Consider the following 15283-nt stretch of genomic DNA (forward strand, 5'->3'; position numbering starts at 1 on the left):
CACTATAAATTTCGCTGACACACCGCTATCGCGAGCAGGCTCACTCCTACACGTTTTTGGGTACAATCCGCCCCCTTCTTTTTATTTCCCCAAGGAACCCCCATGTCCGGGCTTGAACTGTTTGCCGCCGCCCTCGGTGTGATCGCCGTCTGGCTGACGGTCAAACAGAATCCGTGGTGCTGGCCGATCGGGCTGGTCATGGTGTTGCTCTACAGCTGGATCTTCTTTGAAGTGAAGTTGTACTCGGACATGTTGCTGCAAGTGATTTACGCCGCGCTGCAAGTCTATGGCTGGTGGCAATGGACCCGCGCCGGGACGATGCATGACGGCCGCGAGGTCACTCGCCTCGATCATCGGTCACTTTTGCTCGGCCTCAGCGTTGGCGCTGTCGGCAGTGTCTTGCTCGGCGCGGCCATGGCCCATTGGACCGACGCCGCGCAACCGTGGCTGGATGCGGCGCTGACCGGTTTCAGCCTGGTCGCGCAATTGTGGATGGCGCAGAAACGCCTGCAATGCTGGGCGTTGTGGTTCGTGCTCGATGTGATTTTTGTCGGCCTGTTCATCTATAAAGGGCTGTACCTCACCGCTGCGCTGTACGCTCTGTTCACCCTGCTGGCAATTCAAGGCTTTCGCGAATGGCGCGCCGATCCGGCGTTGCGCACATGAAGGTCGTGGTCCTGACCGGGCCCGAATCCACCGGCAAGAGCTGGCTGGCGGCGGGCCTGCAACAACGCTTTGGCGGTGTGCGCGTGGATGAGTACGTGCGCCGCTTTATCGAACTCAATCCCCGTGACACCTGCCTGGCTGACATCCCCGAAATCGCTCGCGGTCAGCTGCATTGGGAAGACCAGGCACGGGCGCAACAGCCGCCGCTGCTGATTCTCGACACCCATTTGCTGAGCAATATGCTGTGGAGTCAGACGCTGTTCGGCGACTGCCCGGACTGGCTGGAATCGGAATTGTTGGGGCGGCATTACGACCTGCACCTTTTACTCTCGCCAGAACAGATCGACTGGACCGATGACGGTCAGCGCTGCCAACCGGATCTGGACGAGCGTCTGGCGTTTTACCAGTCCACGCAAAACTGGCTGGAAACCCACCATCAGCGCTTTCTGATCATTCAGGGCAATTGGGCCGAACGCCAACGACAGGCTTTTGCCGCCGTCGAGCAACTGCTGGCGGAGTGACCCGGCCAACGGGTCAGTTTCCCCAAAGATTCCCCCTGTTTTGGGGGCAAAGTGTCCAATCCTGAAACACTCCGTGAGGTGCAAAGTGCCCGTCTCAGCACTGTTCACTGTTTTGTCATCGCCGTTGTTTCACGGTTGAAACACATCGTCGCAAACCCTCGTTCCAGAGCTTTGTTCAGCCAATAGACAGGTCGGCGCGCGCACGCGTGTATCAATCCTGAAACAGTGTGCGTATCAGCTGCGCGGCTGATTTTTGCAAGCATCTGAAACCAAACAACATTTAAAAAGCGGCACAGCTTTCGCTCTCTTCTTCACAACGCTGACTCGGGCCAGCCCACTGAAGAAGGAATTGCAGCCGTGGGGAATATCCAAAAAGGTTTGACCTGCCTTCTGCTGATCGGATCAGCAGCCAGCACATTGCTCAGTTTCAATGTCCACGCAGAAGGCAATGGCATCATCGTCCTCAACCGCGATGTCCAGCCGATCCCGATTGGTCGCAATGGCGGCAAAGACCCCTACCCGACCACCGTCAATGCCAATCCGTCCGCACGCATCAACTCCACCATGAACAGCACCGAATTGAGCGACGGCGACTTCGCCGGTGTCGCCAGCGGCAGCGCGTTCCGCACCGTCAACAATGTCCAGGCCGGCAGCAATCTGCCAGGCCTCAATACCGTCACCAATCCCAATGGCATGCCCGGCATGAGCGCAGGACACGGCGGCGGTTCCGGTGGCGCGATTTCCGGCACGATCAACCGCGCCATGAGTTCCGGCCTTGCCCCCCTGACCCGCATGGCCGGAGGCCAATGAGATGAATCGTTCACTCCTTCTGCTTGCCCTGCTCGGTTGCACCACTGCCATGGCTGCTGATCCTGGTTCAGTGAACAAGGCCAACATTCAAGATTCCGGGGTTCAGTACCGCGGCAATTTCAACGTCAACCAGGCCGCTGGCGATCAAATGCAGCAGACCAACGTCAAGGCTGTGGCGATCGGCACCGAGTCCCACGCCACTACCAGCGTTATGCAGAAAATCGATACACCTGCCTCGCGCTCGATGGACGCCAGCGCAACCATCGGCGGCACCTCTTTCAGCAATGGCAACGGGATCCTGGGCGTGAACCAGGGTGCCGGGGCCAACAACCAGATGGCCAACGTCACGCGCGTCAGCATCAGTGCTGCCCCGCAGAGCGTTGACGACAGTGCCCTTTCACAACAGAACGTGGCGCTTTTACCGAGCTCAGGAGCAACTGGTACCTCACCCGGCAGTCGCCAGGTCACGACAAGTGATCAGGCCTTCACCGGCAGCCGCGGGGTAATTCAGGTGAACCAGAGTGCCGGGGTGGGGAACCGTATGGCTAACACCCTGAGCATCCGGGTCGCTGACTGACCCAAACAACAAAAGCAGTGCAATTAGAAAGTACCAACACTTAACCAACTAATAAGCACGATGGAGAAACACCATGAAACCTACAATGGCTCTCAAACCACTGGTTTTCGCACTTGCAGCAGTGATGGCAATCGCAGCACAGGCAGGCGGTCGTGATGACAACAACGGTCATGGTAACGGGCATGGCAATGGACACGGCAACGGTCACGGCCAGCCACAAGGTCCAAATCTTGAACAACTGCTGCAGATCACCGCAGGCGCCGGCGCCGCTGTACTCGACGCGCAAAACAGTGACGGCAACGTGGTGAAAAACCAGGGCACCCTCAACAACGCCAACGCCAGCGACTCGCTTAATGGCTCCAATGGCAACATGGGCGCCAACGTTGCAGCCGGCGACGGCAACCAACAAGACAACGCCGCCGCCCTGGCTACTGCCGACGAAAGCTTCATCTTCGGCACCGCTGTTGCTGCCTCGAGTGCAACTCAAGTCAACAACAACAACTACGTGAAAAACTCGTCCACCTTCAATAACGCCACTCTCAACAATGCAGGCAACAATGGTTCCGGCAACATCGGCATCAACGTCTCTGCCGGCAACTTCAACCAGCAGAAAAACAACCTGGCGATCGCCGTATCCGGTGGCCGTGTAGCCACTGCCGCCGCAGCCGCCAATCAGTCCTCCACCGGCCTGGTTGTAGACAACAAAGGCGTGCAGACCTACAAAACCGACACCCTCACCGGCACCTACGCGGCCGCTGGCGTGTTCAAAGCCAAAGGCACTGCAACCATCGAAGATGATGACCACCACGGCGGTTATGGCAATCGTGGCGGCGGCCACGGTGGCAACGATGACCAGAAAGCCAAATTCGAAGCCGTCGGTACCTTTGGCCTCGCTGGCGTAACCACTCAGCAAGTGATGACCAAAGACGGCTGGAAAGCCCCTGTGGTCAACAATGCCAACATGACCAACTCGATGAACAACTTCTCCGGCAACGGCGGAGCCAACGTCTCGTCTGGTGTGGGCAACCAACAAAGCAACTCGCTGTCCATCGCTGCTGGCTGCAGAGCCTGCCTGTAATCGCGATCGAAACGAAAGCCCCGGAAACGGGGCTTTTCCTCAGTCCGCAAAGGCGTATCGATCATGCGTAAGACGGCCCTCCTCGCTCTGCTTTTCGTCTGTGGCCTGACTCAGGCCGGTCAGATGCCCGTCGCTGCCCTGCCGGGTGGCACGCTCGTCTACAAAAACGTGCAGAGCATCCGTGAGCGCAAGTTTGCCGACATCGTCGAACAGAAAACCGATTTCAGCTGCGGCGCCGCTGCACTGGCAACGGTATTACGCCAAGCCTATTGGCTCGACGTCGATGAGGAGCACATCATCAAAGGCATGCTGGTCAACGCTGACCAGGACCTTGTTCGTACTCAAGGTTTTTCCATGCTGGACATGAAGCGCTACATAGAAAGCATCGGCATGCGCGCCAGGGGTTACAAGATTCCACCGGAAAAGCTCGAAGCGGTAACCATCCCGGTGGTGGTACTGATGGAAATTCGCGGCTACAAGCATTTCGTCGTGTTGCAGCGTTCGGACAAGGATTGGGTTTACATCGGAGACCCGGTGCTCGGCCATAAACGCTACAAACATGATGACTTTGTCAAAGGTTGGAACGGCATTGTCTTCGCGATCGTCGGTCCCGGATATGACAAGGCCAACGCCTTGCGCAGCCCTCCGGTGCCCTTGACGGCCAAGAACAAGCTGGATGGTTTCAACCCGGTCAAAGATGCTGAATTGATGGATTTCGGGTTCATTCAGAGCGACTTCTTTTAATCGCCGATTATAGAAAATGGGACTGGATGTCCCGGGAGCAGCAGATGAAAACCTCATACTGGCTGGCCGCCGCCTGCCTGGCAGCGAGTGCGTCAGGCTATGCCAATGCAGGATTCAAACCCATAGAAATCAAGGACCAGGAGCTCGCCGAGTTGCGTGGTCGTTATGTGATGCCGGGGCGAATTATCAGCTTCGGCATTGTCATGAGCAGTACCTGGCGCAACGCCAGTGGCGATCTGATCGGGGCGTCTGCATCAATGCAGGTGCAACAGACCACCATCAAACCGGAATTTTACGTGTCGACCATCAAGGAGATGGGCAACGGCAATACGCCGCAACAGGGCACGGGATCGATTATCGGCGGTGCCGGCCTTAACTCATCGTCGGGCGTGACGCAGAGCGTACGCGCGGCGGGTGACGGCAACACGGCGAACAACAACGTCGCCATTAACGTCAAGGAAGCCAATCAGGCGCCAGCACTCGCCCCCGTACAGGGCCAAGCCCTGATGGCCGGCCAGACTATTTCCGGCAGTAATGCCGCCGGCAATGTCGCAGTGTCGGCAACCGGTACGGGTGGCGTGCAAATGGCGATACAAGCCAGCGGCAATCAAGGCACGGCACTGCAACAGGTCGCTTCGAGCGGTCTCCTGCAAAACACCCGTCTGCTCGGGAGTGCCAATGTGGTCAACAACCTGACTCAACTTAACGTCGTACTCAATAATAACGGCAGAAGCGCCGGCGCACTGGATTGCAACCTGACTCAACTCGGGGCCCTACGCAGTATTGGATATTGAACTACGCTGAGTCTCGATCATTGGGCTTAAAGGGACGGCTTATTCATGTATCGATCAGTATCACTGCGTGCCGCAGTGTGTTTGAGCGCTCTTCTCCCTGCGGCGATGCTGCAAGCAGCACCCGACGCAGATGTAGAGGCCCTGAAACAGGAACTTCTGGAGCTGAAACAACGATACGAAGTACAACAAAAGGCCCTGGCGGTTCTCGAACAACGAGTCCGCCAGGTTGAAGAACAACCCGCCGCCCCACCACCAAAACGTCTGGCCAAATCGCCATCGGACATGAAAGGCAATCGCGTCGCCACCGGCACCGGTGCGGCAGCAGCATCAGGAGGCGCCGCCGGGGGCAGTGGCGCTTCTTACGGGCAGTCGCTGGCGGACGATTCGCAACCGGCGCAGAGCGTTTCCAACCTGTACGACGAGGCCAGCGGCTTCTTCGGCGGCGGCAAGTTCAGCGTCGAAACCGGCATCACCTACTCGCGCTATGACACCCGCCAGCTGATTCTCAATGGCTTCCTGGCACTCGATTCGATCTTTCTCGGCAACATCAACCTCGACCGGATCAAGGCCGATACCTGGACACTCGACCTGACGGGGCGCTACAACTTCGATAATCGCTGGCAGTTCGACCTGAACGTGCCCGTGGTGTATCGCGAATCGACTTATCAGTCGGGCGGCGGCAATGAGGGCGCGGCGGGTGTCACCACAGAAGAAACCGTCACCAAGGATCCAACCATTGGCGACGTCAACTTCGGCATCGCTTACAAGTTCCTGGACGAGTCGGTCAATACGCCGGACGCGGTAGTCACACTGCGGGTCAAGGCGCCAACCGGCAAAGATCCGTTCGGGATCAAACTACGCCAGACCGATGCCAACTCCAATCTGTTTGTACCTGACACCCTGCCCACCGGCAACGGCGTCTGGTCGATCACACCGGGCATCTCGCTGGTCAAGACGTTCGACCCGGCCGTGCTGTTCGGCAGCCTGTCCTACACCCACAACCTGGAGGAGTCGTTTGACGACATCAGTTCGACGGTCAACCAGAAAAACCCGGGCAAGGTAAAGATCGGCGACAGCTTCCAGATCGGCGCCGGTATTGCGTTTGCGCTGAACGAGAAGATGAGTATGTCGTTCTCGGTGTCTGATCTGGTGCAACGCAAGAGCAAGCTGAAACAGGATGGCGGGGATTGGGAATCGGTGGTGTCCAGCGACGCCAACGCCGGTTACTTCAACGTCGGCATGACCATTGCGGCCACCGACAACCTGACCATCGTACCCAACTTGTCCATCGGCATGACGGATGATGCACCGGACTTTTCCTTCAGTCTGAAATTCCCGTATTACTTCTAGGCAAAAGCAAAAGATCGCAGCCTTCGGCAGCTCCTACATCGGATTTGTGTAATCCCTGTAGGAGCTGCCGAAGGCTGCGATCTTTTGATCTTCAGGTATCTAGCGAATCTGGTGTTTATGCAGCAGGCGATAAAACGTCGGCCGGGACACGCCAAGGACTTTGGCCGCCACACTCAGGTTGTCGCTGTGCCGGTTCAACACATCGCAAAGTGCCTGGCGCTCGGCGCGGGTCTTGTAATCTTCCAGCGTGCCCATGGGGGTAGCGATCGAGTGCTGGCTGATCAGCCCCAGGTCTCGGGCCTCGATCTGCCGGCCTTCGGCCAACACCAGCCCGCGCCGCACACGGTTGGCCAGTTCACGGACGTTGCCCGGCCAGTCATGTTTGCCCATGGCAATCAGCGCATCTTCGCTGAAACTGCGTGGGCGCCGGCCGGTTTCATGGCTGTAGAAATGGGAAAAGTGGTTGGCCAACATCGATAGATCGCCGTGGCGTTCGCGCAAAGGCGCAGTGACCACTTGCAGGACGTTTAGCCGGTAATACAAATCTTCGCGAAATCGCTTCTTCTCGATGGCCGCTTCGAGGTCGACGTGGGTCGCCGCCAGAACGCGCACATCGACCGGGATCGGCTGACTGCCACCGACACGTTCAATGTGCCTTTCTTGCAGGAAACGCAGCAGATTGGCTTGCAATTCCAGCGGCAGATCACCGATTTCATCGAGAAACAGCGTGCCGCCATTGGCCGCTTCGATGCGCCCGACCTTGCGCTGATGGGCGCCGGTAAACGCGCCTTTCTCGTGGCCGAACAGCTCGGACTGAATCAGGTGCTCGGGAATCGCCCCGCAATTGATTGCCACAAACGGTTTACTGTGACGCTGGGATTGTCGATGCAGCGTGCGCGCAACCAGTTCTTTACCGGTGCCACTTTCACCGCGGATCAATACCGGCGATTCCGTGGGTGCCAGTTTGCTCAGTAATTTGCGCAGTTCGCGGATCGGTTTGCTGTCGCCGAGCAGTTCATGTTCGGGCTGATCCACATGAATCGTGCCTTGTCCGCGCAAACGAGCCATGCCGAATGCCCGGCCAAGGGTGACCTGCACCCGTGATACGTCGAAGGGCAAGGTGTGGAAATCGAAGAACCATTCACAGACGAAATCACCGACGTTTTGTAAACGCAGGACTTCCTGATTGAGCACCGCGATCCATTCGGTGCCGCTGCGACTGATCAGTTCCTTGACGGCTTCGGGACGTTCGAGGTGAAACGGCTGCAAGCGCAGCAGGCCGACATCACAACTGCGGTCAGCGGCATTTTCCAGGGTGCAGCTATCAACATCCCAACCTACGGCGCGTAATCCGGGCAATAAGCGGTGGCAATCGTCGCAGGGATCGACCACCAATAAACGTCGTAACGCAGGCGCTTCGCTCATGACTGTTCCTTGGCGCCAAATTATTAGAAATGATTGTAAAAACAGTCATTTGGCAGACCCGACTGTAACATTAGCAAGATTTTGACAGGGCCTTGTATCGATTGCTTATAGGCGTACAAGCAAACACGTTATAAGAAGAGAAGTTGTTAGTAAGCTATCGACTAATTCCAGCCTTAACCTTTCAGGGAGCTTCCAAAAACCTGTCTATAAAGCAACTCCATGAAAGAAAGTTGAAATTTCTTTGTTTCATGTGTGACCTGCCTGCGGGTTCGGTGCATCAGTACAAGTACCAGCCGCACGGTAAGCCCAACCGACGGCACATCACTTGATTGGGCACGACAGAGAGAAAAATCCATGACCGCCCCGCTCCGTATCAACGAAGCTCTTCTGATTGCCAACCACGCGTTCAAACCTTTCCAGTGCGTGGCCTGGGCGCCACAAGACGGCAATGGCGAACTGAGCCTGACCGTGATTGACCGGACTAATAACAGTATCGGTCGCAAACAGATCCCAAGCAGCGCCTACTCCGATCCCGCGCAACTCGAGCAACTGCTGCAGCAGGCTCGCGCTGAACTCAGCGAAGAAGGTCACAGCCTGCAATCCTGGTCGATGCCACACTAACAACCGGGTAATGCGGATGACATTCAGGTCATCCGCCCTCTTCTATTAGTTGTTTTCTTTTTAACCCTTCGTACTTTTGTACAACTATTTCCAAGGTGTTCAGGCTTAACTGCTTGGGCGGCTTGCTATTGGTTCAAAAAGACACTGTTCTGGCACAGTGCGACCCTCCACCTGTTAGTTCTTCCAGTTGTACTTCTCCCGGTTCAGGGATTGAATGTTTCGCTCATGCAGTTACCCGCCCGGTTCCCGGTACGGGTCAACTCGCAAGGAGATGCGTGCATGTCCACTCTGAACACTTTTACGCTCCCGGCGTTATCAACGACGTTATTGAACCGGACCGGTCAACTCGACAGGACATTTGCCGGGACTGGCGTTGCCCAAGTGTATTTCGCTCGCAGCGTGTCGAGCCTGACGGAGGATGTCGCCGTCGATGCCCTGGGTCGCATTCTCGTCGCAGCGAAAGTCGGCGTCACCGCCGGCAGCCGATTCGGACTGGCCCGCATGCTCGCCGATGGCTCCGCCGATCTGTCCTTCGGTGTTCAAGGCAGCGTGATCGATGCCTTCGCCCCTGGCTTCGAAGCCACCGCCGGCAAAGTCCAGGCACTGCCCGACGGGCGCATCCTGCTCGCCGGCCTGCACTATGAAAACACTCATCGCACCCTACCGGCGCTGGCCTTGTTCGATGCACAGGGCAAACCGGATCTGCGCTTCGGTGACAATGGTCGCCAGGTGGTGCGCCTGGCGGGTGATTTGTCCATGGGCAGCCGCGACAGCTGGCTACCGCCGGGCGTATCGGGCGCCGAAGCCTGCGACTTCGTCGTGCAGGACGACGGGCATATTCTGCTGATCGCCAATCACCACTTCGAACTCGCCGACCATGCCGGCATGCTGATTCGCCTCAAGCCCGATGGCCGCCTCGATGAAACCTTTAATGGCCGTGGCTTTGTGATGATTCGCCACTTGCTGCTCAATACCTGGCTCAGCAGCCTGATACTGCAAAAGGACGGGCGGATTGTGGTGGCAGGTTCCATCGACTTTCCGCAGGAAGGTCTGTTGGCGCGCTACCTGCCCGACGGCCGCCTCGACGAGCGTTTCGCCGTGGACGGCTTCATGGCCTTCAAGGCGCACGGTAAAAGTGCTCAGGTCAGTCAGGTGATTGAAACCTCAGATGCACTGCACTGTTTCGGCAGCAGTCGCGACCCGATTCGCTGTCTGGCATTCAGCCCGCACACAAACGGTCGCCCCAACCTGCACAACCATGGCGGCCAGCCACAATTATTGGAAATCGGCCCCAGTGGCTGCCAATGGAGCGCCGCGCAGCGCATGGCGGACGGCCGCATTATCGCGGTCGGTGCAACCATTGGTGGAATCGAGGCGGATTTTATCGTTGCGCGATACTTGAGTGATGGCTGCCTGGACCACAGCTTCGGCGACGGCAAAGGCTGGTTGCGCACGCGTTTGGGGCGCAGCCTCGACACGGCTAATTCGCTGGCTCTGCAGGCGGATGACGCGATCCTTGTCGGCGGTTATTCGCTGGATGGCAACTACCGAGCGATGGTCGCGCGTTACCTGAACCATTGAAAAACACGGACTGTACTTGATCTTCCGTAACGCATCCGGCAACTTGCGCGCTTCGATAAAACAAGGAGCAACCGATGTCCGGTTCAATGGCCCAGGCGTTCGCGCACAATTTTCTCGGGCAATCGCCACGCTGGTACAAGGCGACCATCGTCGGTTTTCTGATCCTCAATGCGCTGGTGCTGTTCACGGTTGGCCCGGTCGCGGCCGGCTGGCTGCTGGTGATCGAATTCATCTTCACCCTGGCGATGGCGCTCAAGTGCTATCCGCTGATGCCCGGCGGCTTGTTGTTGATCGAAGCGCTACTGTTGAAGATGACTACACCGCAGGCACTTTACGATGAGCTGGTGCACAACTTCCCGGTGATCCTGCTGCTGATGTTCATGGTGGCGGGCATCTATTTCATGAAAGACCTGCTGCTGTTTCTGTTCTCGCGGCTGCTGCTGGGAGTGCGTTCAAAAGCGGCGCTGGCGTTGATGTTCTGCTTTCTTTCGGCGTTTCTGTCGGCGTTTCTCGATGCTCTGACAGTGACCGCTGTGATAATCAGTGCGGCGGTCGGTTTCTATTCCGTCTATCACCGCGTCGCGTCCGGCAATGATCCGCGCCAGGACAGCGAGTTTGGCGACGACCAGAATCTGCCGATACTGCATCACGACGACCTGGAACAATTCCGCGCCTTCCTGCGCAGTCTGTTGATGCACGGCGCTGTCGGTACGGCTCTGGGTGGCGTGTGCACACTGGTGGGCGAGCCGCAGAACCTGCTGATCGGCCATGAAATGGGCTGGCACTTCGGCGAGTTTTTCACCAAGGTTGCACCGGTTTCGTTGCCAGTGCTGGCAGCGGGTCTGGTCACCTGTGTGCTGCTGGAGAAACTGCGTTGGTTCGGTTACGGCACGCTGCTGCCGGACAACGTTCGCGCCGTGCTGGCCAACTACGCCGCCGAAGACAACGCCGAGCGCACAGCTCGCCAACGCGCTGCGCTGCTGGTGCAAGGCGCGGCGGCATTGATCCTGATCGGCTGCCTGGCCTTTCACATCGCTGAAGTCGGCCTGATTGGTTTGATGGTGATTGTGTTGATCACCGCGTTTACCGGCATCACCGACGAGCATCGTCTGGGCAGTGCATTCAAGGACGCCATGCCGTTCACCGCATTGCTGGTGGTGTTTTTTGCGGTGGTCGCGGTGATTCATGATCAGCAGCTGTTCGCGCCGTTGATCCAGTGGGTGCTGGCGCTGCCCGTCGAGCAACAACCGGGCATGCTGTTTATTGCCAACGGCCTGTTGTCGGCGATCAGTGACAACGTGTTTGTCGCCACGATCTACATCACCGAAGTGAAACAGGCGTTCCTCGCCGGGCACATGAGCCGCGAGCATTTCGAGACACTGGCAATCGCGATCAACACCGGCACCAACCTGCCAAGCGTGGCGACGCCGAATGGTCAGGCTGCGTTTCTGTTCCTGCTGACTTCGGCGATTGCGCCGCTGGTGCGCTTGTCGTACGGGCGGATGGTGTGGATGGCGTTGCCGTACACCTTCGTGATGGGGTTGTTGGGCTGGTATGCCGTCAGCTACTGGCTCTGACAAGCACAGAATAAACCTGTGGGAGCGAGCTTGCTCGCGAAGAGGGAGTGTCAGACAACAGATTCGTTGAATGACGCACCGCTTTCGCGAACAGGCTCGCTCCCACATTTGGTTATGGGGTGTCAGTGAGGGAGGATGTATTTTTTGATCGCTTGGGCCACGCCGTCTTCGGTGTTGGGCGCGGTAACCACGTCGGCTTGACGTTTTACTGCCTCCTCCGCTTGGCCCATGGCGATCGACAAGCCTGCGCAATGGAACATTGCCGGGTCGTTGCCGCCATCGCCGATGGCCGCCGTCTGCTCCAGCGGGATACCGAGATGCTCGGCCAGGGTCGCCAGTGCGGTGCCTTTGTTGGCTTCCAGCGCGGTCACGTCGAGATACACGGGTTGGGAACGCGATACTTGCGCCATGCCGTTAACCTTGGGCAACAGTCGCGCCTCCAGTTCGATCAACAGTTCAGTGTTGTTGCTGGTGGCCACGATCTTGTCGATGCGCTCCAGATACGGTTCGAAACTCTCGACCACAACCGGCGGATAACCGAGGCCATGCTGTTCTCGCGGCACCATCGGCCCGTGCGGATCCTTGAGCAGCCAGTCGCCGCCGCTGAACACCCAGATTTCCACGTCCGGTTGATCGGCAAACGTTGCCAGCGCAATGAGCGCGGTGGTGGCCGGCAGATAATGTGCAACCAGCAAACTGCCGTCCGGATTGACGATCGTGCCGCCATTGAACGCTGCCGTCGGCAAATCAACGCCCAAGGCTTCGATCTGCTGCAGCATGGCTTTCGGCGGTCGCCCGGTGGCGAGACTGAACAGCACGCCGGCCTCACGCAGCGCACGCACCGCGTCAATGGTGCGCTGACTCAGCGTGTGATCCGGCAGCAACAGTGTGCCGTCCATGTCGCTGAGCAGAAAACGCACAGGTTGTTTCGGCACGTCACTCATCCGAGGCCATGCCAGACGCGACCATCGCGAGTCAGCAGATCTTCGGCGGCTTGCGGACCGTCTTCACCAGCGGCATAAGTCTGCACGCTGGCGTCCTGTTGCCAGGCGTCGAGGAACGGTTGCACGGCGCGCCAACCGTTCTCGATGTTGTCGGCACGCTGGAACAGCGTCTGATCGCCGGTCAGGCAGTCGTAGATCAGGGTTTCGTAACCGGTCGACGGCTGCATCTCGAAAAAGTCTTTGTAAGCAAAACCCAGTTCGATGTTGGCCATGTTCAACGCCGGCCCCGGCCGCTTGGCCAGCAGGTCGAACCACATGCCTTCGTTGGGCTGGATCTGGATACGCAGGTACGTCGGCTGTAATTCGTCGACTTCAGTGTCACGGAACTGCGCGTACGGCGCCGGTTTGAAGCAGATGACGATCTCGGTGTCGCGCACACTCATACGCTTGCCGGTGCGCAGGTAGAACGGCACGCCGACCCAACGCCAGTTGTCGATCATCACTTTCAGCGCGACGTAGGTTTCGGTGCTGCTGTCAGGCGAAACGTTAGGCTCTTGGCGATAGCCGTTCAGCGCTTTGCCGTCGACTTCGCCGGCACTGTACTGACCGCGCACCGAGTTGGCCCGCGCCTCTTCAGTGGTCCACGGACGAATCGCGCCAATCACTTTGGCCTTCTCGCCGCGAACCGCATCCGCGCCGAATGCCGCCGGTGGTTCCATGGCAACCATGGCGAGCAACTGGAACAGGTGATTGGGCACCATGTCGCGCAGTGCACCGGTGTGTTCGTAAAAACTGCCACGGGTTTCGACACCGACGGTTTCCGCGGCGGTGATCTGCACGTGGTCGATGTAATGGTTGTTCCAGAACGCTTCGAAGAGGCTGTTGGAGAACCGGCTGACCAGAATGTTCTGCACGGTTTCCTTGCCCAGATAATGGTCGATCCGATAGATCTGCTTCTCGGACATCACCTTGAGCAAACAGGCGTTCAGCGCTTCGGCGGTTTGCAGATCGGAGCCGAACGGCTTCTCGATCACCACCCTTCTGAACGCTTCCGGGGTTTCTTCGAGCAGTTTCGCGGCGCCCAGTCGGCGCACCACTTCACTGAAGAAACGCGGCGCGGTGGCCAGGTAGAACACCGCATTGCCAGTGCCGCTGTCGGCGATCTTCGCCGCCAGCGCGGAATAAGTGCTGTCGTCGAGGAAGTCGCCCTGGACGTAGCTGATACCTTTGGCGAGCTTGGCCCACAAGACCGGATCAAGCATCTGATCGCCCTTGCCGACCTTGGCCGCCACTTCGGTACGGATGAAGTCTTCGAGCTTCTGCGCGAAGGCTTCATCGGTAATGGCGTTGTGGTCAACGCCGACGATCCGCAGATTTTCGTCAAGCAAGCCGTCGCGACTGAGGTTGTACAGCGCCGGCATCAGCAAGCGCTTGACCAGGTCGCCGTGGGCACCGAACAAAAACAGCGTGGTCGGTGGTGCGGGTTCTGCCTTGGATTTTCTGCGGATCGTATGGGTCATTTCTTCGGTGTCTCCACGTGGCCGCCGAAGCCGAAGCGCTGGGCCGAAAGAATCTTGTCGCCAAAGGTGCCCTGACCGCGCGAGCGGTAGCGCGAGAACAGCGAGTTCGACAGCACCGGTACCGGCACCGCTTGTTCCATGGCCGCCTCGATGGTCCATTGACCTTCGCCGCTGTCCGCAACAGAGCCGGAGTAGCCGTCAAGCTTCGGATCGCTGGCCAGCGCATCGGCGGTCAGATCGAGCAACCACGACGACACCACGCTGCCACGACGCCACACTTCAGCGATATCGGCCACGTTCAGATCAAAACGCTGATCTTCCGGCAGGCGCTCGCTGGACTTGGTCTTGAGGATGTCGAAGCCCTCGGCGAACGCGGCCATCATGCCGTACTCGATACCGTTGTGAATCATCTTCACAAAGTGACCGGCACCGGCGGGACCGGCGTGGATGTAGCCGTGTTCGGCGCGGTGGTCGTCGGACTTGCGATCCTTGGTGCGCGGGATGTCACCCATGCCCGGTGCCAGTGCGGCGAACAGCGGATCGAGGCGCTGCACGGTTTCAGCGTCGCCGCCGATCATCATGCAATAGCCGCGCTCCAGGCCCCAAACGCCTCCGGAGGTGCCGACGTCGATGTAGTGCAGGCCCTTTTCGGCCAGGGTCCTGGCCCGGCGGATATCATCCTTATAGTTGGTGTTGCCGCCGTCGATGATGGTATCGCCGGCTTCGAGCAAAGCGCTCAGGGTGTTGATGGTGTCTTCGGTTGGCGCGCCGGCCGGCAACATGACCCAGACCGCACGCGGCTTGGCAAGGCCGGCAACCAGTGCCGGCAAGTCGGCGACGCCGGTGGAGCCCTCGGCGACCAGGTTATCGATGAAAGCGGTATTGCGGTCGTAAACAACGGTGGTGTGACCGTTGAGCATCAGACGTCGCGCAATATTGCCGCCCATGCGGCCCAGTCCAATAATCCCGAGTTGCATGTGCTGATGCTCCTTACTACAAATAAATGTGTGTCATTGGTTATAGCCCAACGCGACTGATGGAGGTTAGTCCAGAGCGTTGCGATGAAGTTTCCGGG

The 15283-nt window shown here is 58.4% G+C and carries 15 protein-coding genes; 11 read left to right on the forward strand and 4 right to left on the reverse strand.

All coding sequences use genetic code 11. The features are described from left to right. Positions 1-102 precede the first annotated feature (102 nt). From pnuC to PspR84_RS15580, 8 genes are all read left to right on the forward strand, one after another. Complete coding sequence (gene pnuC / locus PspR84_RS15545; RefSeq protein ID WP_160057974.1) at positions 103-666, forward strand: nicotinamide riboside transporter PnuC; 564 nt, start codon at positions 103-105, stop codon at positions 664-666. Continuing rightward, complete coding sequence (locus PspR84_RS15550) at positions 663-1187, forward strand: AAA family ATPase (RefSeq protein ID WP_160057975.1); 525 nt, start codon at positions 663-665, stop codon at positions 1185-1187. Before pnuC ends, PspR84_RS15550 begins: the two co-directional genes overlap by 4 nt. Before the next feature lie 357 nt (positions 1188-1544). Continuing rightward, positions 1545-1997 (forward strand): hypothetical protein, encoded by a 453-nt coding sequence (locus PspR84_RS15555; protein ID WP_160057976.1) that lies wholly within the window; start codon positions 1545-1547, stop codon positions 1995-1997. Between the two features lies 1 nt (position 1998). After that, the gene (locus PspR84_RS15560; RefSeq protein WP_160057977.1) at positions 1999-2574 is read left to right on the forward strand and encodes an adhesin; all 576 of its coding nucleotides are present in this window, start codon (positions 1999-2001) and stop codon (positions 2572-2574) included. Between the two features lie 73 nt (positions 2575-2647). Further along, entirely contained in the window at positions 2648-3652 is a 1005-nt protein-coding gene (locus PspR84_RS15565) for a heme utilization protein (RefSeq protein ID WP_160057978.1), read from the forward strand. A 63-nt stretch (positions 3653-3715) separates the two neighbouring features. Beyond that, on the forward strand, positions 3716-4396 hold the full coding sequence (locus PspR84_RS15570) for a C39 family peptidase (protein WP_127927862.1): 681 nt from the start codon (positions 3716-3718) through the stop codon (positions 4394-4396). 44 nt (positions 4397-4440) lie between these two features. After that, positions 4441-5190 carry a hypothetical protein gene (locus PspR84_RS15575; RefSeq protein ID WP_160057979.1) on the forward strand — a complete coding sequence of 250 codons (750 nt, stop codon included), beginning with the start codon at positions 4441-4443 and terminating at the stop codon, positions 5188-5190. Between the two features lie 45 nt (positions 5191-5235). Continuing rightward, positions 5236-6540, forward strand: a complete 1305-nt coding sequence (locus tag PspR84_RS15580; RefSeq protein WP_160057980.1) for a hypothetical protein — start codon at positions 5236-5238, stop codon at positions 6538-6540. Between the two features lie 99 nt (positions 6541-6639). Here PspR84_RS15580 and PspR84_RS15585 read toward each other — a convergent pair whose 3' ends face one another. Continuing rightward, the gene (locus tag PspR84_RS15585) at positions 6640-7965 is read right to left on the reverse strand and encodes a sigma-54 dependent transcriptional regulator (RefSeq protein ID WP_160057981.1); all 1326 of its coding nucleotides are present in this window, start codon (positions 7963-7965) and stop codon (positions 6640-6642) included. 354 nt (positions 7966-8319) lie between these two features. On the opposite strand from PspR84_RS15585, the gene PspR84_RS15590 reads away from it, so the two are divergent. The 3 genes from PspR84_RS15590 to nhaB all read left to right on the forward strand — a co-directional run bounded on the left by PspR84_RS15590 (position 8320) and on the right by nhaB (position 11744). Beyond that, positions 8320-8586, forward strand: coding sequence for a hypothetical protein (locus tag PspR84_RS15590; protein WP_160057982.1), 267 nt, complete (start codon positions 8320-8322; stop codon positions 8584-8586). A 279-nt stretch (positions 8587-8865) separates the two neighbouring features. Continuing rightward, complete coding sequence (locus PspR84_RS15595; RefSeq protein WP_160057983.1) at positions 8866-10167, forward strand: hypothetical protein; 1302 nt, start codon at positions 8866-8868, stop codon at positions 10165-10167. 74 nt (positions 10168-10241) lie between these two features. Then, on the forward strand, positions 10242-11744 hold the full coding sequence (gene nhaB / locus PspR84_RS15600) for a sodium/proton antiporter NhaB (protein WP_160057984.1): 1503 nt from the start codon (positions 10242-10244) through the stop codon (positions 11742-11744). Positions 11745-11866: 122 nt separating this feature from the next. On the opposite strand, the gene PspR84_RS15605 is transcribed toward nhaB, so the two are convergent. Genes PspR84_RS15605 through gnd form a run of 3 tightly spaced genes read right to left on the reverse strand, consistent with a single transcriptional unit; the run spans position 11867 to position 15185 of the window. Further along, on the reverse strand, positions 11867-12688 hold the full coding sequence (locus PspR84_RS15605; RefSeq protein ID WP_160057985.1) for an HAD family hydrolase: 822 nt from the start codon (positions 12686-12688) through the stop codon (positions 11867-11869). Continuing rightward, positions 12685-14208 carry a glucose-6-phosphate dehydrogenase gene (gene zwf, locus PspR84_RS15610; RefSeq protein WP_160057986.1) on the reverse strand — a complete coding sequence of 508 codons (1524 nt, stop codon included), beginning with the start codon at positions 14206-14208 and terminating at the stop codon, positions 12685-12687. The genes PspR84_RS15605 and zwf overlap by 4 nt, the downstream gene beginning before the upstream one ends. Continuing rightward, on the reverse strand, positions 14205-15185 hold the full coding sequence (gene gnd, locus PspR84_RS15615) for a phosphogluconate dehydrogenase (NAD(+)-dependent, decarboxylating) (protein WP_160057987.1): 981 nt from the start codon (positions 15183-15185) through the stop codon (positions 14205-14207). The genes zwf and gnd overlap by 4 nt, the downstream gene beginning before the upstream one ends. Between the last annotated feature and the right edge of the window lie 98 nt (positions 15186-15283).

The organism is Pseudomonas sp. R84, assembly GCF_009834515.1.
Lineage (GTDB): Bacteria > Pseudomonadota > Gammaproteobacteria > Pseudomonadales > Pseudomonadaceae > Aquipseudomonas.